General features: G+C 72.3%; 18 protein-coding genes. 6 read left to right on the top strand and 12 right to left on the bottom strand.

What is annotated here, in order from left to right:
* Positions 1-20: 20 nt before the first annotated feature.
* The 5 genes from IEY87_RS22505 to IEY87_RS22485 form a co-directional block, all read right to left on the bottom strand.
* Positions 21-926 (bottom strand): alpha/beta fold hydrolase, encoded by a 906-nt coding sequence (locus tag IEY87_RS22505; RefSeq protein ID WP_189140696.1) that lies wholly within the window; start codon positions 924-926, stop codon positions 21-23.
* Complete coding sequence (locus IEY87_RS22500) at positions 916-1,395, bottom strand: hypothetical protein (protein ID WP_189140695.1); 480 nt, start codon at positions 1,393-1,395, stop codon at positions 916-918. The genes IEY87_RS22505 and IEY87_RS22500 overlap by 11 nt, the downstream gene beginning before the upstream one ends.
* Positions 1,396-1,467: 72 nt before the next feature.
* Complete coding sequence (locus IEY87_RS22495; RefSeq protein WP_189140694.1) at positions 1,468-2,796, bottom strand: serine hydrolase domain-containing protein; 1,329 nt, start codon at positions 2,794-2,796, stop codon at positions 1,468-1,470.
* Positions 2,797-2,840: 44 nt separating this feature from the next.
* Positions 2,841-3,857 (bottom strand): CE1 family esterase, encoded by a 1,017-nt coding sequence (locus tag IEY87_RS22490; RefSeq protein WP_189140693.1) that lies wholly within the window; start codon positions 3,855-3,857, stop codon positions 2,841-2,843.
* Between the two features lie 51 nt (positions 3,858-3,908).
* Complete coding sequence (locus tag IEY87_RS22485; RefSeq protein WP_189140692.1) at positions 3,909-4,436, bottom strand: DUF7144 family membrane protein; 528 nt, start codon at positions 4,434-4,436, stop codon at positions 3,909-3,911.
* 220 nt (positions 4,437-4,656) lie between these two features.
* On the opposite strand from IEY87_RS22485, the gene IEY87_RS22480 reads away from it, so the two are divergent.
* On the top strand, positions 4,657-5,430 hold the full coding sequence (locus IEY87_RS22480) for a neutral zinc metallopeptidase (protein WP_189140691.1): 774 nt from the start codon (positions 4,657-4,659) through the stop codon (positions 5,428-5,430).
* Between the two features lie 16 nt (positions 5,431-5,446).
* Here IEY87_RS22480 and IEY87_RS22475 read toward each other — a convergent pair whose 3' ends face one another.
* Together IEY87_RS22475 and IEY87_RS46725 are read right to left on the bottom strand one after the other, a co-directional pair.
* Positions 5,447-5,743 carry a hypothetical protein gene (locus IEY87_RS22475; RefSeq protein WP_189140690.1) on the bottom strand — a complete coding sequence of 99 codons (297 nt, stop codon included), beginning with the start codon at positions 5,741-5,743 and terminating at the stop codon, positions 5,447-5,449.
* Between the two features lie 49 nt (positions 5,744-5,792).
* Positions 5,793-6,167 (bottom strand): ElyC/SanA/YdcF family protein, encoded by a 375-nt coding sequence (locus IEY87_RS46725; protein ID WP_225277281.1) that lies wholly within the window; start codon positions 6,165-6,167, stop codon positions 5,793-5,795.
* On the opposite strand from IEY87_RS46725, the gene recD2 reads away from it, so the two are divergent.
* The 5 genes from recD2 (at position 6,152) to hypF (ending at position 13,752) form a co-directional block, all read left to right on the top strand.
* The gene (gene recD2 / locus IEY87_RS22465) at positions 6,152-8,365 is read left to right on the top strand and encodes an SF1B family DNA helicase RecD2 (protein ID WP_189140689.1); all 2,214 of its coding nucleotides are present in this window, start codon (positions 6,152-6,154) and stop codon (positions 8,363-8,365) included. The two genes, IEY87_RS46725 and recD2, sit on opposite strands and share 16 nt — an antisense overlap.
* Before the next feature lie 161 nt (positions 8,366-8,526).
* Complete coding sequence (locus tag IEY87_RS22460) at positions 8,527-9,723, top strand: L,D-transpeptidase (RefSeq protein WP_189140688.1); 1,197 nt, start codon at positions 8,527-8,529, stop codon at positions 9,721-9,723.
* Positions 9,724-9,932: 209 nt separating this feature from the next.
* Positions 9,933-10,781, top strand: a complete 849-nt coding sequence (locus tag IEY87_RS22455; protein ID WP_189140687.1) for an SIS domain-containing protein — start codon at positions 9,933-9,935, stop codon at positions 10,779-10,781.
* A complete protein-coding gene (locus IEY87_RS22450) occupies positions 10,778-11,485 on the top strand; it encodes a D-sedoheptulose-7-phosphate isomerase (RefSeq protein ID WP_189140686.1) in 708 nt (235 codons plus the stop codon). The genes IEY87_RS22455 and IEY87_RS22450 overlap by 4 nt, the downstream gene beginning before the upstream one ends.
* Positions 11,482-13,752, top strand: a complete 2,271-nt coding sequence (gene hypF, locus IEY87_RS22445; protein ID WP_189140685.1) for a carbamoyltransferase HypF — start codon at positions 11,482-11,484, stop codon at positions 13,750-13,752. The genes IEY87_RS22450 and hypF overlap by 4 nt, the downstream gene beginning before the upstream one ends.
* 26 nt (positions 13,753-13,778) lie before the next feature.
* Here the strand turns inward: hypF and hypE are convergent, their stop codons facing one another.
* From hypE to IEY87_RS47205, 5 genes are read right to left on the bottom strand one after another with little or no spacing between them, the layout of a single operon-like run.
* Positions 13,779-14,960 (bottom strand): hydrogenase expression/formation protein HypE, encoded by a 1,182-nt coding sequence (gene hypE, locus IEY87_RS22440; RefSeq protein WP_189140684.1) that lies wholly within the window; start codon positions 14,958-14,960, stop codon positions 13,779-13,781.
* On the bottom strand, positions 14,957-16,084 hold the full coding sequence (gene hypD / locus IEY87_RS22435) for a hydrogenase formation protein HypD (RefSeq protein ID WP_189140683.1): 1,128 nt from the start codon (positions 16,082-16,084) through the stop codon (positions 14,957-14,959). The genes hypE and hypD overlap by 4 nt, the downstream gene beginning before the upstream one ends.
* A gap of 18 nt (positions 16,085-16,102) precedes the next feature.
* Positions 16,103-16,375 (bottom strand): HypC/HybG/HupF family hydrogenase formation chaperone, encoded by a 273-nt coding sequence (locus IEY87_RS22430; RefSeq protein WP_189140682.1) that lies wholly within the window; start codon positions 16,373-16,375, stop codon positions 16,103-16,105.
* Positions 16,353-16,718, bottom strand: coding sequence for a hydrogenase maturation nickel metallochaperone HypA/HybF (locus IEY87_RS22425; RefSeq protein WP_189140681.1), 366 nt, complete (start codon positions 16,716-16,718; stop codon positions 16,353-16,355). Before IEY87_RS22425 ends, IEY87_RS22430 begins: the two co-directional genes overlap by 23 nt.
* A 4-nt stretch (positions 16,719-16,722) precedes the next feature.
* Positions 16,723-16,830, bottom strand: coding sequence for a DUF6893 family small protein (locus tag IEY87_RS47205; RefSeq protein WP_372462253.1), 108 nt, complete (start codon positions 16,828-16,830; stop codon positions 16,723-16,725).
* Positions 16,831-16,835 lie beyond the last annotated feature (5 nt).

Raw genomic sequence — 16,835 nt, 5'->3', positions numbered from 1 at the left:
ATACGCGCCCTGGGGGTCGTCTAGGCGTAGCGGGTGATGAGCCGGGCGATGGCGTCGGGCCGCTCGGCGAGCATGCCGTGGCTGGCGTCGAGTTCGTGGATCTCGATGTTCGGGCGGGTGGCGGCCAGGGCGGTCAGGTCGCGGCGGAGGCCGGCGCGGAAGGCGTCCATGAGGGCGGACAGTTCGGGCGGCACGGGCAGGTTGCGGGTGGCCGTCACGATCAGGAACGGGGCGGTGACCTCGCCGAAGACCGGTAGCGCGTCGGCGAACTCCGGCAGTTCGCGCAGCGCGCGGGTGACCTCGGGGCCGGGCCGCAGCCAGGTGTGGCCGTCGCGTTCGCTCAGCCCGCGCCTGGCCGCCTCCTCCCACGCGTCGGCGTCCAGGCCCTGCGCGGCGGCGAAGGCGCGCTGTCCGTGCAGGTAGGCGGCGGCCTGCTCGCCGGTCATCGGCTGGGCCATCATCTCGGCCTGGGCGGTGAAGGCCGCGTTCAGTGCCGCCAGGTCGCGTTCGAGGCGTTCGGGGGCCAGGCCGGCGTAGTGGGAGGGGTGGGTGGCGGCGGCGCGGTGGCCGTCCAGGCTGATGGCGGCCGGGCAGGAGGGGTGGCGGCGGGCCCACATGCCGGCGAGCATCCCGCCCAGTGAGTGGCCGGCGACGACCGGATCGGCCGCCGCCAGCCCGGCCACCACCGCGTCGAGGTCGTCGAGGACGGCCTTCCAGGTCCACGGGCCGTCGCCGGAGCGGCCGTGACCGCGCAGGTCCACGGCCAGCACCCGGAAGGCGCCGGTGAGCAGCGGGGCGAGCCGCTCCCAGTGGAGCAGGTTGCCGCCCGCGCCGTGCAGCAGGAGTAAGGGCCGGCCGGCGCCGCCGTGGTCGCGGATCGCGATCGGCACCGCCGCCGCGCCGGTGATCATCTGGTCACTGCTCATGGGCCTGTCCTGGGTCTCGGGTGTCGAGCCGCTCCCGGATCGACGGCGTGGTGACGCCGCCGTCCGGGTGCGCGTGCAGCTTGCCGCGTCGTACGAGATCGTGGACGCCCTGCCGGGTGATGCCGAGCATCGCCCCGGCGACGGCGTACGAGACGCGCTCGGCCGAGGGGTGGCCGACGCGCCGGGCGATGGCCCGGCCGAGGGGGGTGCGCCACCAGTCGGCGGGCGGGTCGAAGGCGGTGTCGCCGGGGTAGAGGACCGCGACCAGGCGCGCGCCCTGGTGGGTGGCGCGGGCCCGGTCGTCGCCCAGGAGCTCGTCGGCCCAGGTGCCGGCGTCCTGCCGCACCCGGTGGCGCGTCGCCTCGATGGCGGGGTCGTCGCCCAGGAGGATGTCGAGCGGGTCCAGCAGCCTGCTGGTCACCAGCCGGATCAGGTCCTGGACGAGCTCCTCCCGCTCCTGCTGTGACACGGTGCCTCCTCCGTCTCGCCCGACCGCTGCTTGACGTACGATAGCAAGTACTTGACGTGTTACGTCAAGTGGCTAGTGCCAGTCGTCGACGCCGCCGGGCACGGGTTCGGCCGGGTCGTAGGGGTCGCGGGTGAAGATGAAGGTGTTGAGGTCGAGATGGTCGGCCGCCACCCGCAGCGTCTCACCGGCGTAGTAGCCGTCCAGGCCGAGCCAGGTGCCGTCGTCCTGCGGCACGAACCTGGAGGCGCGCCCGGCGCCGCGCACCGGTTCGAGCGACAGGCCGCCGCCGGGCAGCAGCCGCAGCAGGTAGGGGGCGGGCCCCCAGTGCCACAGGCCGGTCAGCGCCAGCAGGGCGGGGTCGGCGCCGGCGGGGGTCCACTCCTGGGGCAGGCGCGGCTCGTGCTCGTCGAGGATGTCGAGCAGGTCGGTGAGCAGCCCGGGTCGCAGGCCGGAGGTGGTGTTGGCCAGGAACAGCACGCCGACGCCGTCGGCGGGGTCGGCCCACACGGTGGCCAGGAAGCCGGGCATGGAGCCGGTGTGGCCGGCCAGGCGGCGCCCGGCGTGCCGGGTGAGCTGCAGGCCGAGCCCGTAGCCGGAGGTCCAGGCGTCGCCGTCGGCGACGGTGGCCGGCTCGCGCATCTCGGCGAGGGTGCCGGGCGACAGCACGCCGCCGGTGTCCCCGGCGACGAACGCCGCCCAGCGGGCCAGGTCGGTGGTGGTGGACCACAGCTGCCCGGCCGGGGCCATGGCGCCGGCGTCGTGCTCGGGCTCGGGCAGCAGCACGTCGGCGTAGGGGTGGACGGCGTAGCCGGTGGCGTGCGGCGGCCGCGGCCTGGTGGTGGTGCCGGTCATGCCGAGCGGGCCGAGCACCTCGGTCCGCGCCACCTGCGCCCACGGCGTGCCGCGCAGGCGGGCGACCAGTTCGCCGAGCAGGGAGAAGCCGAGGTTGGAGTAGTGGTAGCGGCGGCCCGGCCGGTGCTTGACCTCGCCGGGGCCGACGCGGGACAGCAGGTCGGCCATCTCGATGCCGGGGGTGCGCTCCCACCAGCCGGTGGGCGGCTCGGCCGTCAGGCCGCCGGTGTGCGAGAGCAACTGGGCGATCGTGACCTCGCCGAACCGGGTGTCGGGCAGGTGCTTGCCGATCGGCTCCAGCAGGTCGATCAGGCCCTCGTCCCGCAGCCGCATGACGGTGACGGCCACGACGCTCTTGGTGATCGAACCGATCCGGTATTGGGTGCCGGGCTCCGGCGGACGCCCGTCCACCTGGCCGCGGCCGGCCTGCCACGCGATCTCGCCGTCGCGCACGATCGCGGCCCGCACCGAGGGGATGCGGCATTCGGCCTGCTCGATGGCGAGCCTGCGCAGCAGCGCCCGCGCCGTCTGATGTCCTACCTGACTCATGGACGTCAACCCTAATGCCCGGCCGGGCCCCCGGCCTGGTCGTTTCAGACGGGCCGGGCCGCGTCGAAGGCGTCCAGGATGAGCCGGGTGGCGTCCAGGTGCCGGTTGGTCGCGCCGAGCGTGGACACCTCGATCGGGCCCGGCCAGGTGTGGCCGCCGCCGCTGATCGTGTACAGGTGTACGCGGGCGCCGCGGGCGCAGCCTGTCCAGGTGCGCAGCCGTACCCCGGGGGCGGGAGCGGTGGTGGCGGCGGTGGGACAGCCGAGCGCGTCCGCCCAGCCGCCCGTCACCTGCTCCACCGGCTGGAGCGTCACCAGGTCGGCGAGTTTGCGCAGGTCGCCGGGGGCGTCACGCAGCGGGTGGCCGCCCCGGTAGGGGACGACGCGGTCGGCGGTGCCGTGGAAGGCGACCAGCGTGGCAGGCTGCGGGTCACGGCACGGCCGGACGATGTTGACGCCGCCGACGGCCGCCACCCCGGCCAGCCTGCCGTCCAGGCCGCACACCAGGGCCGTGGCCATGGCGCCGCCGTAGGACAGGCCGGCGGCGAACTCGCGCCGCCGGTCCACGCACAGCCGCTGCTCCAGCCGGTCCAGCAGCGCGCTCAGGAAGCCGGTGTCGTCGGGGCCGAAGCCGTGCGGCAGCGTCCAGGCGAGCCGGTCCTTCGCCACCTGCGGGGTGGCGACGATGTAGCCGCGCCGGCCGCCCACCCGGGGCAGGCGGCTGTAGGCGGCCTGCTCGCGGGCGGTGGAGCCGAGCCCGTGCAGGTTGAGCAGCACCGGATGCGGGCCGTCGCCCTCGGGCAGCGTCAGCAGGAAGACGCGGTCCTCGCCGGCGAACGTCAGCGTGTGCCTGCCGGCCGTGAGCCGCGCACCGCCCGCGCACCCGTCCTGCGCCGCCGCCGAAGACGTCTTCGGCGGCGACGAGGGCCGCTCGGGCGCCTGCCCGCAGCCGGCCATAGCCAGCAGCAGCGCCGCCAGGGCGAGCCTGAGCACGTGTGCGGCCCTCCCCGGCCGCCGCTTCCCGGCGTGAGGAGGGCCGGCACCGATGCGCGTCGTGGTCATCTGGCTCCTTCGCCGGGTCGGTCGACGGCCAGATGCGACGCTACACGTGGATCACTGGGTGGCGCCGCGCGCGCCCTGCCGGGTGAGGCCGCGCATCTCGCCGCCGTGGACGAGCAGGGCGTAGATGACGAGGATGTCGACGGCGATGACGATCAGCGACCAGAACGGGTAGGCGGGGAACCAGGCGAAGTTGACGATCGCCTGGATCGCCGCCAGGAAGATCCCGACCGCGCGTCCCCACGTCTTGCCCGCCATGACGGCCAGCCCGGCGAGGGCGACGATCACCCCGAGGATCAGGTGGACCACGCCCCAGGTGGTGTAGTTGACGGGGATCGCCAGGTTGTTCGCGGTGATGACGTAGAAGTCGGTGTTGAAGATGCCGACCAGCCCCATCACCGCCTGGAAGCATCCCACGATCACCATCGTGAAGCCGGCGAACAGCACCCAGCCGAGCCACCCGGTCAGCCGGGGCGGCTCCTCCTGCTGAGACCGCGTGGGTCCTTCCCGTTGCTGGGGTACGGCCGTCGTCGCCTGTTCCTGGGACGTCTGGCGGGCCTGTGGATGATGCTGCTGTGCCATGTTGGGCTCCTTCCGCCCTTCCGCGCCTGCGGCCCGGCACGTCAGGAGCCCTGGCCATGCGCTTCGGGGACTCAACAGGGCGAGCGGATCTGGCACCTTGTCACACCGCCCTACCCCCCTTGAACCGGCATATCACGGTCCTTTGCGCAGGTGTCTCATGGCTGGGTAAAACAGGATTTCGCTGCGGCCCGGCCGGATCTCGCGTCCTAGGATGGTGATCATGCGCCTCACCCCCCTCCTCGCGGCCTTCATCCTGGGCTCGATCCTGTTAGCCGGGACGGCCCAGGCCGCCACCTACCCCATCCGCGATCGCGCCCTGACCGCGAGCGAGCTCTACCGCAGCGGCCCGCTACGGCCGAGCCAGTGCACCGAGCACCCGGTCAAGCCGAACGACGTCCGGGCCGCCAAGCGCTACCTGACCACGGTGGTGAACTGCCTCAACACCTCCTGGGCCGCTCACTTCCGACGAGCCGGCCTGCCGTTCACCAAAGCCAGGGTCGCCTTCATCACCAAGCCGCGGCGCTTTTGCGGAACCGCCTGGAAGGACGCCGCGGCGCGCTACTGCGACGACGAACGGCGCTTCGTCTTCCTGCTGAACCGCGACCTGCTCGGCGAGCCGTCGGACCTGTTCCTCTTCGACGTCGCCGCCCACGAGTTCGGGCACCACGTGCAGAACCTCACCGGGATCAGCCGCGCCTTCGACCGGCACCCCTACAAGGGCAAGAGCGAGCTGAACGAGCAACTGCGCCGCCTGGAGCTGCAGGCCGAATGCCTGGCCGGGGTGTTCATCGGCAGCACCTGGAAGTCCCTGGACCGTACCTCGCGCGACTGGAAGGTCCTGCTCGACATCGACCGCGACAGCGGCGACGAGCAGAGCAAGAACCGCACCCACGGCAAGGGGCGCAACATCGCCGCCTGGCTCGACAAGGGCTTTCGCTCCGGCTCGCCCGCCGCGTGCAACACCTGGACGGTCCCCTCCGCACGGGTGTCGTGACCCGGCGCCCGCGGCCTCAGCCTCGGCCGCGGATCACCATGACAAGACCGGCGATGAACGACCCGAGCAGGACCGGCGACAGGACCACGAGGCCGCCCCACACGACGAGGCCGAGATAGCCGAGGGCGGACGAGCTGTGCGTCGCGTCGGCGTCAGCGGCCGCGAACAGCCCCAGGCCGAGGACGACGGCGACCACCGTGAGCGCGATCGGTGTCCACAGCAGCACCTGGGCCCACACGCGGTACCTCCGGCTGCGGACAGGCCGGGCCGGCGGCACGTTCGGCCGCGGGGAATACCCGACAGAATCACTCATGCCCCCTTTGTACCAGCCTCGTGGGTCCGCCGGCGTCGGCCGGGGCGGTCTACAGCGAGATCTTCCGTTCGTCGGCCTTGAGACCGCGCAGGGTCCACAGTCCGTACAGAGCCAGCAGCGGTTTGACGGCCATCCACTCGCCGGGACGGTAGTCATCCGCGCGCACCAGCCGCTCGGCGAGATCAGGGCGCTGCCGCCGCAGGTATGCGCGGGCCTTGAGCGCGTGCGCCGGCTGGGAAACGATCTTGATGCGGTCGGCGTTCTCCAGCAGGGGGATCACGTTCGTGATGTTCTCCCAGGTCGTCGCGCTCCGGTCCTCGAGCGCGGCCTCGCGCGCCTCGGCAGGATTTCGGCCGGCCCCGGCGTGTTCTACGCTGGCCCCCGGGACGGCTGGGGAGTGAGGGTTTCGTGGTCGATGGTTCAGGCGGTCCGCCCGGTGCGACCCTGGACGCGGTCTTGGAGCGCGTCACTTACGCGAATGAGGAGACCGGCTACACGATCGCGCGGGTCGCCACCGCCCGTTCCGGGGCCGAACTGCTGACCGTGGTGGGGCCGTTGCTGGGCGCGCAGGTGGGGGAGTCGCTGCGGCTGACCGGGCGCTGGACCTCCCATCCCCGCTACGGCAAGCAGTTCGAGGTGTGGTCCTACACCACCGTGCTGCCGGCCACCGTGCAGGGCATCCGCCGCTATCTCGGCTCCGGCCTGATCAAGGGGATCGGCCCGAAGATGGCCGAGCGGATCGTCGACCACTTCGGCACCGACACCCTCGACGTGATCGAGCAGGAGCCGCAGCGGCTGGTGGAGGTGCCGGGGCTGGGCCCCAAACGCACCAAGATGATCGCCGCCGCCTGGGCAGAACAGAAGATCATCAAAGAGGTGATGATCTTCCTGCAGGGGGTCGGCGTCTCCACCTCCATCGCGGTGCGCATCTTCAAGCAGTACGGCGAGCGCTCCATCGACGTCGTCCGGGCCCAGCCGTACAAGCTCGCCGACGACGTGTGGGGGATCGGCTTCAAGACCGCCGACACCATCGCCCAGGCCGTCGGCATCCCGCACGACAGCCCCGAGCGCGTCAAGGCCGGTCTGCGCTACACCCTGTCGCAGGCCGCCGACGACGGCCACTGCTACCTGCCGGCCCCCAACCTGGTCGGCGACGCCGTCAAGATCCTGGAGGTGGACGCCCCCCTGACCGTCACCTGCCTGGAGGACCTCGTCACCGAGGAGGGCGCCGTCCGCGAGGAGATCCCCGCCGGCGACAACGTGGTGCCCGCCGTCTACCTGCCGCCGTTCCACCGCGCCGAGCTGTCCCTGGCCGGCTCCCTGCTGACGCTGCTGCACAGCGGCCACGACCGGCTCAAGGCGTTCGGCGACGTCGACTGGGACAAGGCCGAGCAGTGGCTGCACGGCCAGACCGGCGCGGAGCTGGCCACCGAGCAGCGCCAGGCCGTCCGGCTGGCGCTCACCCGCAAGGTCGCCGTGCTGACCGGCGGCCCCGGCTGCGGCAAGAGCTTCACCGTCCGCTCCATCGTCACCCTGGCCCGCGCCAAACGCGCCAAGGTGATCCTGGCCGCCCCCACCGGCCGGGCCGCCAAGCGGCTGGCCGAGCTCACCGGCCACGAGGCCACCACCGTGCACCGGCTGCTGCAGCTGCGCCCCGGCGGCGAGGCCACCTTCGACCGGGACAACCCCCTCGACGCCGACCTGGTCGTGGTCGACGAGGCGTCCATGCTCGACGTGCTGCTGGCCAACAAGCTCGTCAAGGCCGTCGCGCCCGGCTCGCACCTGCTGTTCGTCGGCGACGTCGACCAGCTGCCGTCCGTCGGCGCGGGCGAGGTACTCAAAGACCTGCTCGCCGCCGACGACATCCCGCGCGTACGGCTGACGCAGATCTTCCGCCAGGCCCAGGAGTCCGGCGTCGTCGTCAACGCCCACCGCGTCAACACCGGCCGCCACCCGGTGCTGGAGGGCATGAAGGACTTCTTCCTGTTCCCGTGCGAGGAGCCCGACGAGATCGCCGCCATGACCGTGGACGTGGTCGCCCGCCGCATCCCGCGCAGGTTCGGCCTCGACCCGCGCCGCGAGGTGCAGGTGCTCGCCCCCATGCACCGCGGCGCCGCCGGAGCGGGCGCGCTCAACATCGCCCTGCAGGAGTCCCTCACCCCCGCCCGCGACGGCATGCCCGAACGCCGCTACGGCGGCCGCGTCTTCCGCGTCGGCGACAAGGTCACCCAGTTGCGCAACAACTACGACAAGGGCGCGGCCGGCGTCTTCAACGGCACCGTCGGCATCGTCACCGGCATCCAGCCCGACGACAGCTCCCTGACCGTGCTCACCGACGAGGACGAGCAGGTCGACTACGCCTTCGACGAGCTCGACGAGCTCGCCCACGCCTACGCCGTCTCCATCCACCGCTCCCAGGGCAGCGAATACCCGGCCGTGGTGATCCCGCTGGCCACCAGCGCCTGGATGATGTTGCAGCGCAACCTGCTCTACACCGCCATCACCCGGGCCAAGCGGCTCGTGGTGATCGTCGGCTCCCGCCGGGCCCTGGCGCAGGCCGTACGGACCAGGGGGGCGGGGCGGCGGCACACGAGCCTCACCCACCGGCTGTCCCGCCCCTGACCTGCTCGATGACGGTTTACCGGGCATTGACCCGGCGCTGACCTGCGCCTTACTCTCGGAAGTGATCGAAATGTGACCGAACTCTCCCAAATGATTCTGCGTCATACATGCAGGAGCATTAAGGTTTTAGTGCGGCAGATGATAGCGGGAAGAGGTTCGCGGTGAAGGTTGAGACCGGCTGGAGGAAGATCGTCGCAGGCGTGGCAGTGGCCACCGCGACCGCCCTCACAGCCTCATGTTCCGGCGGGGTCCCCGGTGCGGGACCGGCCGCCGACGACAACGCCACCACCTCGGCGACCCCTGAAGCCCCCACCATCGCCATCACCCCCCAAGAGGGCAGCACCAAGGTCAGCCCCGGCAAGAGGGTCGTCGTCACCGCCGCCGGCGGCACCCTCGACGACGTCGTCGCCGAAGGCGACGGCGAGCCGGTCGACGGCAAGTACAACGCCGACAAGACCCGGTGGATCTCCAAGACACCGCTGAAGCCGGACGCCAGCTACAAGATCACCGCCACCTCCGGCGTCACCACCGCCGCCAGCACCTTCACCACCCAAAAGCCCGAACGCGTCCTCGCGATCGCCGACGTCACCCCCAACCGCAAGGGCGAGAAGGTCGGCGTCGGCATGCCGATCATGGTCAGGTTCACCCAGCCGGTCACCTACAAGGCCGCCGTCGAGCGCGCCCTGAAGGTCGAGTCCGACAAGCCCGCCGACGGCGCCTGGCGGTGGATCGACGACACCTACGCCATCTACCGCCCCGCCAAATACTGGGCCGCCCACCAGACCGTCACCTTCAACGCCGACCTCGACGGCGTCAAGGCCGGCAAGGGCCTGTGGGGCATGAAGAACTACGACTACAGCATGAAGATCGGCGCCAAGATGATCTCCAAGGTCTCCGCCGACAAGCACATGATGTACGTCTACCGCGACGGCAAGCGCGTCCAGACGATGCGCATCAGCGCCGGGATGGGCACCACCCGCGAATACACCACCACCTCCGGCGTCCACCTCACCATGGAGCGCGCCAGCCCGGTCCGCATGATCTCGCCCGGCCGCAAGAAGGGCGACCCCGGCTACTACGACGTCATGATCGACCACGCGGTCCGCATCTCCAACAGCGGCGAGTACGTCCACGCCAAGAACAACGTGTGGGCCCAGGGCGTCCGCAACGTCAGCCACGGCTGCATCAACGCCCGCCCCGACCAGGCCAAGTGGTACTTCGACACCTTCCAGCGCGGCGACGTCGTCGAGATCACCGGCACCAAGCGCGACCTCGAGTGGAACAACGGCTGGGGCTTCTGGCAGATGTCGTTCAAGCAGTGGCAGAAGGGCAGCGCCCTCGGCGGCGACAAGGCCTGACCCACCAGGCCACCCCCGGGCCTGAGCCACCCACCCCCAGGCCAGAGCCGCCCCGGCCACCCGGGCCGCATCGTGGCCGCTGAACGTCCCGGCCAAAACTTGGCCCGACCTTGAACGCCCCCGCCCGGCCCGAACCCCGCCGCCGATGGAGCATGTCATCCGAAAGGGCACACGCCCCGAGATGACCACCATCGGCGACGGGAACGGCGATGAACCAGCACGCACCGGCGGCCGGACCGCTCGGCCACGCCGCCGCAGCCCGCACCGCCCCCGGCACGGCCCTGGCCCAGGACGCCCAACGGATCACCGCCGCCGCCCGCGACCTGGCGGCCCGCTTCCGGCGAGGCGGCCGGCTCCTCACCTTCGGCGACGGCCCCGCCGCAGCCGACGCCGGACACGTGGCGGTGGAGTTCACCCACCCCGTGATCGTCGGCAAGCGGGCCCTGCCCGCCCTCTCCCTGTCCACCGACACACCATCCACCGGCGCCTCGCCCACCCTGTTCGCCGCCCGGCTCCGGCTGCTGGGGCGGCCCGACGACATCGCGATGGGCATCCTCACCGACGCCCGGCGCGGCGGCGAGGTGCTCGACGCGCTCGCGGCCGCCCGCGCACTCGGCATGCTCACCATCGCGCTGACATCGGGCGAACCCCCGCAGGGGGACAGCGGCTCAGGTGGCCCAGATGAGCTGGTCGCCGGCGGCGGTGCATCGTCGGCGGCCGACCACGTGCTGGTGGCGCGCAGCGACGACCCACTGATCGCCAGAGAGATCCACGTCACCACCTACCACCTGCTGTGGGAGCTCGCCCACGTGTTCCTGGAAAGTCCCGACAGCTTGGAGAGCAACCCGCCCGGCTGCCGCGACGACGTCTGCCTCACCTGTGCCGACGCCGCGACACCCGTGCACATCACCGAGCTACGGCCGGGCGGCCTCGCCCTGGCCGCCACCGACGCCGGAACCGAGGAGATCAGCGTGGCCCTGGTCCAGGCACAGGTCGGCGACGTGGTCCTGGTCCACGCCAAGGAGGCCATCGCGGTGCTCGGCGGTGAGAGCCGATGACCGGCCATCTCTACCCCTTCCTGCGACCCGGCGCCACCACCGACGAGGAGCTGACCCGCTCCACCGTCGCCAAAGCCACCGAGAGCCTCCACCTGCGCCTGCGCGTGCTGAACGACCTCGGCCCCGCCCTGACCGCCTGCGCCGACGCCCTCGCCACCGCCTTCCGGAACGGCGGCACCCTGTTCGCCTTCGGCAACGGCGGCAGCAGCACCGACGCCCAGTCCGTCGCCCACCTGTTCTCCACCGGCGACCCCGGCGGCGCCAGCAACCCGGGCAACCCCGGCGGCACCAGCAACACGGCCGACAAGGGCGGCACAGGCGACTCCGGCGGCGCCCAGCCCGCCCTGCCCGCCCTCTCCCTGACCGGCGACGCGGCCCTGCTGACCGCGCTCGCCAACGACGTCGACTTCGACGTCGTCTTCGCCCGCCAGCTCGCCGCACTCGGCCGCCCCGGCGACATCGCCGTGGCCCTGTCCACCAGCGGCGGCTCCGCGAACGTCCTGCGCGGCCTGGAACAAGCCCGCCGCACCGGCATGGTGACCGTCGGCTTCGCCGGATCCGGCGGCGGCCGGATGGCCGAGGAGAACCTCGCCGACCACCTGTTCGTCATCCCGTCATCATCAGTGCACCGCATCCAGGAGGCGCAGACCACCGCCTACCACGTGCTGTGGCAACTGACCCAGCAGGCCCTGGACCAACGATGAACGAGCGGATCCGGACCCGGATCCACGTCGAAGGAATCGTCCAAGGCGTCGGCTTCCGCCCGTTCGTCCACGCCCTCGCCTCCACCTACGGCCTGGCCGGACTCGTCGGCAACGACCACGGCGGAGTCTTCATCGAGGCCGAAGGCCCACCCGCCGCCGTCACCGCACTGGTGCGAGCCCTCCGCGACCGGCCACCCACGCTCGCCGTCATCGAACGCGTCAGCCTCACCCCCGTCCCACCGACCGGCGCCCGCGCCTTCACCATCGCGCCCAGCGTCACCGGCGCGCCCGCCCACGCCCTCATCCCGCCCGACGTCGCCACCTGCGACGCCTGCCTCGCCGAACTGTTCGACCCGGCCGACCGCCGCCACCGCTACCCGTTCGTCAACTGCACCGGCTGCGGCCCCCGCTTCACCATCATCCTGGCGCTCCCGTACGACAGGGACACCACCACCATGGCCGGCTTCCCCCTGTGCGACCGCTGCGCCCGCGAATACCGCGACCCGCGCGACCGCCGCTTCCACGCCCAGCCGATCTGCTGCCCGGCCTGCGGCCCCGCCCTCACGCTCCGCGCCCCGGACGGCACGGCACTGCCCGGCGACCCCCTCACCGAAGCCGCCACCCTGCTCGCCACCGGCGCCATCGTCGCGGTCAAAGGACTCGGCGGCTACCACTTGGCCGCCGACGCCACCGACCACACCGCCGTGACGACCCTGCGTGCCCGCAAACGCCGCACCGGCAAACCCTTCGCGGTGATGGCCGCCGACCTGCCCGCCGTCCGGGAACTGTGCGACCTCGACGACACCGCCGCCCGCCTGCTGTCCGGCCGCCGCCGCCCCATCGTCCTGCTGCCCCGCCGCGCCACAACACCGGTCGCCCCCTCCGTGGCGCCCGGCACCCGCGAGCTCGGCGTCGCACTGCCGTACACGCCCCTGCACCACCTGCTCTGCCGCGAACTCACCCGCCCGTACGTCCTCACCAGCGGAAACAGCTCCGGCGAGCCGATCGCCCACGACGACGAGGACGCCCGGCGGCGACTCGGCGGCATCGCCGACGCCTTCCTGAGCCACGACCGCCCGATCCACGCCCCCGTCGACGACTCGGTGATGCGCGTCTTCGACGGCGCCCCCCTGCCCATACGCCGGGCACGCGGGTACGCCCCCGAACCGCTCCGGCTGCCATGGCCCTTCCCCCTGCCGGTGCTCGCCTGCGGAGCCCAGCAGAAGAGCACCTTCTGCCTGGCCCAGGGCAACCGCGCGATCCTGTCCCAGCACCTCGGCGACCTGGAGGACTACCGCACCCTGCGCGCCTACACCACCGAACTCGGCCGGCTACGGCGGCTGACCGGCATCGAGCCCGCCCTCGTCGCGCACGACCTGCACCCGGAGTATCTGTCCACGAAGTACGCGCTCAGCCTCAACGGCGTCGACACGATCGGGGTACAGCACCACCACGCCCACATCGTCTCCTGCCTGGCCGAGCACGGCGAGCCGGGACCGGTCATCGGCGTCGCCTTCGACGGCACCGGCCACGGCGGCGACGGCACCGTCTGGGGCGGCGAGCTGCTGGTGGCCGACCTGGCCACGTTCGACCGGGCCGGGCATCTGGAGCAGGTGCCGATGCCCGGCGGCGCCACCGCCGTCCGCCAGCCGTGGCGGATGGCGGCGGCCTTCCTGCACGCCGCCCACGAGCCCGCCCACGGCCTCGACGTGCACGCCCGCAACCCGGCCGCCTGGCAGGCGGTGTCCGCCGTGCTGGCCGCCGGCGGCCCCGCCGCGCCGCTCACCTCGAGCGCCGGGCGGCTGTTCGACGCGGTTTCCGCCCTGGCCGGCATCTGCGACCGGGCGGGCTACGAGGGCCAGGCGGCGGTGGAGCTGGAGCAGCGGGCCGACCGGACCGTCCGCGACGGCTACCCGGTCACCGTGACCTCCGGCCCGCCGGTCGTGATCACCAGCACCGACCTGATCCGGGCGGTGGCGGCGGACCTGCGCGGGGGAGTGGCGACCGGCGTGATCGCGGCCCGCTTCCACCACGGGCTGGCCGAGGCGGTCACCGTGGCGGTCCGCCTGGTCGCCGACGCCACCGGGCTCGGCACGGTGGCGCTGTCCGGCGGTGTGTTCGCCAACACCGTGCTGCTCGGCGGCATCACCGAACGGCTGCGCCGCCACGGCTTCCGGGTACTGACCCACCACCGGGTGCCCTGCAACGACGGCGGCCTCAGCCTGGGCCAAGCGGTAGCAGCCGCCGCCCAGACCGCCTGCGCCTGACCCCGGCGGGGGACCGGCACGGCAGCTCAGCAGATGCGCGGTAGCGGATCGCCGACGAGCAGGTCCACGATGCGGGTGCCGCCGAACACCGTCCGCAGCAGCACCAGACCCGGCGGATCATCACGCACCGTCCCGATCCGCACCGCCCCCGCGCCACCCGGCTGCCCCCGCAGCACCTGCACCGCCCGATCGGCATGCTCCCCGTCGACCACCGCCACGAACCGGCCCTCGCAGGCCACGTACAGCGGATCGATGCCGAGCAGCTCGCACACGCCCGTCACCTCCGCCCGCACCGGCAGCGCCTCCTCCTCCACCACGACCGCCACCTGAGAAGCGGTCGCCACCTCGTTCAGCACGGTGGCCACCCCGCCGCGGGTGGCGTCCCGCAGCGACCGCACCCCGCCCGGCAACGCGTCCAGCAGCGCCGCGACCAGGCCGTGCAGGGGAGCGGTGTCGGAGACGATCGGCGCCTCGATCCCGAAATCACCCCGCGCCAGCATGATCGCCGCCCCGTGCTCGCCCATGGGGCCGGACACGATGACCGCGTCCCCGGACCGGGCGCCGGCGGCCGACAGGCTCACCTGCCGCTCCAGCAGCCCGACCCCCGAGGTCGTCACGTAGCAGCCGTCGGCCTTGCCCCGCTCGACCACCTTCGTGTCGCCCGCCACGATCGACACCCCCGCCGCGCCGGCCGCCGCCGCCATGGAGGCGGCGATCCGCCGCAGGTCGGCCACCGGGAACCCTTCCTCCAGGATGAACCCCGCCGACAGGAACGCCGGCCGCGCCCCGCACATCGCCAGGTCGTTCACCGTCCCGTTGACGGCCAGATCACCGATGTCCCCGCCGGGGAAGAACAGCGGCGAGACCACGAACGAGTCCGTCGTGAACGCCGCCCGCGCGCAGTCCAGCGACAGCGTCGCCCCGTCCTCCAGCGCCGCCAGCACCGGGTTGCGGAACGCCTCCAGGAACACCGCCTCGATCAGCGTCTGCGTGGCCTTGCCACCCGCCCCGTGAGCGAGCGTGATCCGCTCCTCCCTGACCACCGCCCTGCGCCGCCGGACCCGGGCGATCCGATCGAGCACCTGCTGCTCACGCCCCCCGGACGACGAGCCACCGGGCGCGACACCGGCCCGCGACTCCGCCACCGCCCGCTCCACCCCCTCGGCCCGCCCCACGGCCCGTCCTTCGACGGCCGGCTCCGAACTCATGCCCGGGTCGCCTCCCTCACACGCTCACGACTGAACCGGCCGAAGGTGTAGTAGGCCGCGCACGCCCCCTCCGACGACACCATGCACGTCCCGATCGGCGTCTCCGGCGTGCACGCGGTGCCGAACACCTTGCACTCCCACGGCTTCAGCACCCCCTTCAGCACCTCGCCGCACTGACACGCCTTCGGATCGGCCACCCGCAACCCCGGCAGGTCGAACACCCGCTCGGCGTCGAACGCCGCGTACTCATCGGCCACCGACAGCGCCGACTGCGCGATGAACCCCAACCCCCGCCACTCGAAGTACGGCCGCAACCGCATCACCTTGCCGATGACCTCCATCGCGGTCCGGTTACCCTCCCACGGCACCACCCGCCCGTACTGGTTGCCCACCTCGGCCCGCCCCTCACCGAGCTGACCCAGCAGCATGTGCACCGACTGCAGCACGTCCAACGGCTCGAACCCCGCCACCACCAGCGGCTTGCCGTACTCCCGGGCGATGAATTCGTACGGCCGGCACCCGATCACCGCCGACACGTGACCAGGCCCGATGAACCCGTCCAGCCGCAGATCAGGGGAGTCCAGAATCGCCTTGATCGCCGGAATGATCAGCACGTGGTTGCAGAACACCGAGAAGTTCTCCACCCCCTCGGCCGCCGCCCGCAGCACCGTCATCGCCGTCGACGGCGCGGTCGTCTCGAACCCGATCGCCATGAACACCACCCGCCGCCCCGGATTCAACTTGGCGATCTTCAGCGCGTCCAGCGGCGAATACACCATCCGGATGTCCGCCCCCGCCGCCTTCGCGTCCAGGAACGACCCCTTACCACCCGGCACCCGCATCATGTCGCCGAACGACGTCATGATCACATCCGGCTGGGCGGCGATGTGCATCGCGTCGTCCACCCGCCCCATCGGGATCACGCACACCGGGCAGCCCGGCCCGTGCACCAGCGCCACCTGCTCCGGCAGATGATCCTCCAGCCCATGCTTGTAGATCGTGTGCGTGTGCCCCCCGCACACCTCCATGAACGTGTACCGCCGCCCCGGCTCACACCGCGCGGCGATGTCCGCGGCCAGCACCCTGGCCTTCCCGGCGTCCCGGTACTCATCGACGAACCGCACCGGCCGCCCCCCTCGTCCTCACGTGATGTCCGACGCCCGCAGCGCGTCCAGCTCGTCGTCGTAGTCCCGCCCGAGCCCCTCCAGATAGCCGAGCACCGCCCGCGCCTCCTCCTGCGAGATCTTCGACAGCGCGAACCCCACATGCACCAGCACCCAGTCGCCGATCCTCAGCTCCTCATCGGCCAGCAGCCCCACGTTGATCCGCCGGCGCACCCCGCCGACCTCTACCACCGCCAGATCCGGATGCTCGGGAGCGTCGGCCACCAGCTCACCGGGAATCCCCAGGCACATCGCACGGCTCCTTCCCGAAGTCGACGGACTCCAGCACCAGCTCGTCACCGTCGCTGACGTCCACCTCATCGCTGCCGCACGGCGGGCACAGCGCCAGCACGTCCAGCGACTCGCTGCGGCTCCCGCAGGAGCGGCACGCCACGGTGACCGGCGTCACCACCAGATCCACCACGGCGCCCTCAGCGGGCGTGCCCGCAGAGGCGAGCGCGAAAGCCTGCTCGAAGGCGTCCCCGACGACCGCGTGCCGGACCCCGACCCGCACCCGCGCGCCGGTCACGGGCCTGCCCTCGGCGCGCCGCTGGATCAGCTCGACCAGGCCCTCGCACATCCCGACCTCGTGCATCCGCTTACATCCGTTTCATCTTCAGATACCGGGTGATCTCCGGCCACTGGTGGACGACCAGCGCCACCGTCCCGAAAATCATGACCAGAGCCGCGATACGCGACATCCTCATGTCAG

Origin of the sequence: Nonomuraea glycinis, assembly GCF_014646515.1 — a bacterium.
GTDB classification, from domain to species: Bacteria; Actinomycetota; Actinomycetes; order Streptosporangiales; family Streptosporangiaceae; genus Nonomuraea; species Nonomuraea glycinis.
The sequence above is the reverse complement of the archived record's forward strand: the minus strand, read 5'-3'. Positions and strand labels throughout refer to the sequence as shown.

Excerpts from the sequence above, each read along its gene's own strand:
- IEY87_RS22485 (WP_189140692.1), bottom strand. The coding sequence starts at position 4,436 with ATGGCACAGCAGCATCATCCACAGGCCCGCCAGACGTCCCAGGAACAG.
- IEY87_RS47205 (WP_372462253.1), bottom strand. The coding sequence starts at position 16,830 with ATGAGGATGTCGCGTATCGCGGCTCTGGTCATGATTTTCGGGACGGTG.
- IEY87_RS22505 (WP_189140696.1), bottom strand. The coding sequence starts at position 926 with ATGAGCAGTGACCAGATGATCACCGGCGCGGCGGCGGTGCCGATCGCG.
- IEY87_RS22495 (WP_189140694.1), bottom strand. The coding sequence starts at position 2,796 with ATGAGTCAGGTAGGACATCAGACGGCGCGGGCGCTGCTGCGCAGGCTC.
- IEY87_RS22455 (WP_189140687.1), top strand. The coding sequence starts at position 9,933 with ATGAACCAGCACGCACCGGCGGCCGGACCGCTCGGCCACGCCGCCGCA.
- hypF (WP_189140685.1), top strand. The coding sequence starts at position 11,482 with ATGAACGAGCGGATCCGGACCCGGATCCACGTCGAAGGAATCGTCCAA.
- IEY87_RS22490 (WP_189140693.1), bottom strand. The coding sequence starts at position 3,857 with ATGACCACGACGCGCATCGGTGCCGGCCCTCCTCACGCCGGGAAGCGG.
- IEY87_RS22430 (WP_189140682.1), bottom strand. The coding sequence starts at position 16,375 with ATGTGCCTGGGGATTCCCGGTGAGCTGGTGGCCGACGCTCCCGAGCAT.
- IEY87_RS22425 (WP_189140681.1), bottom strand. The coding sequence starts at position 16,718 with ATGCACGAGGTCGGGATGTGCGAGGGCCTGGTCGAGCTGATCCAGCGG.
- IEY87_RS22450 (WP_189140686.1), top strand. The coding sequence starts at position 10,778 with ATGACCGGCCATCTCTACCCCTTCCTGCGACCCGGCGCCACCACCGAC.
- IEY87_RS22480 (WP_189140691.1), top strand. The coding sequence starts at position 4,657 with ATGCGCCTCACCCCCCTCCTCGCGGCCTTCATCCTGGGCTCGATCCTG.
- hypE (WP_189140684.1), bottom strand. The coding sequence starts at position 14,960 with ATGAGTTCGGAGCCGGCCGTCGAAGGACGGGCCGTGGGGCGGGCCGAG.
- IEY87_RS22475 (WP_189140690.1), bottom strand. The coding sequence starts at position 5,743 with ATGAGTGATTCTGTCGGGTATTCCCCGCGGCCGAACGTGCCGCCGGCC.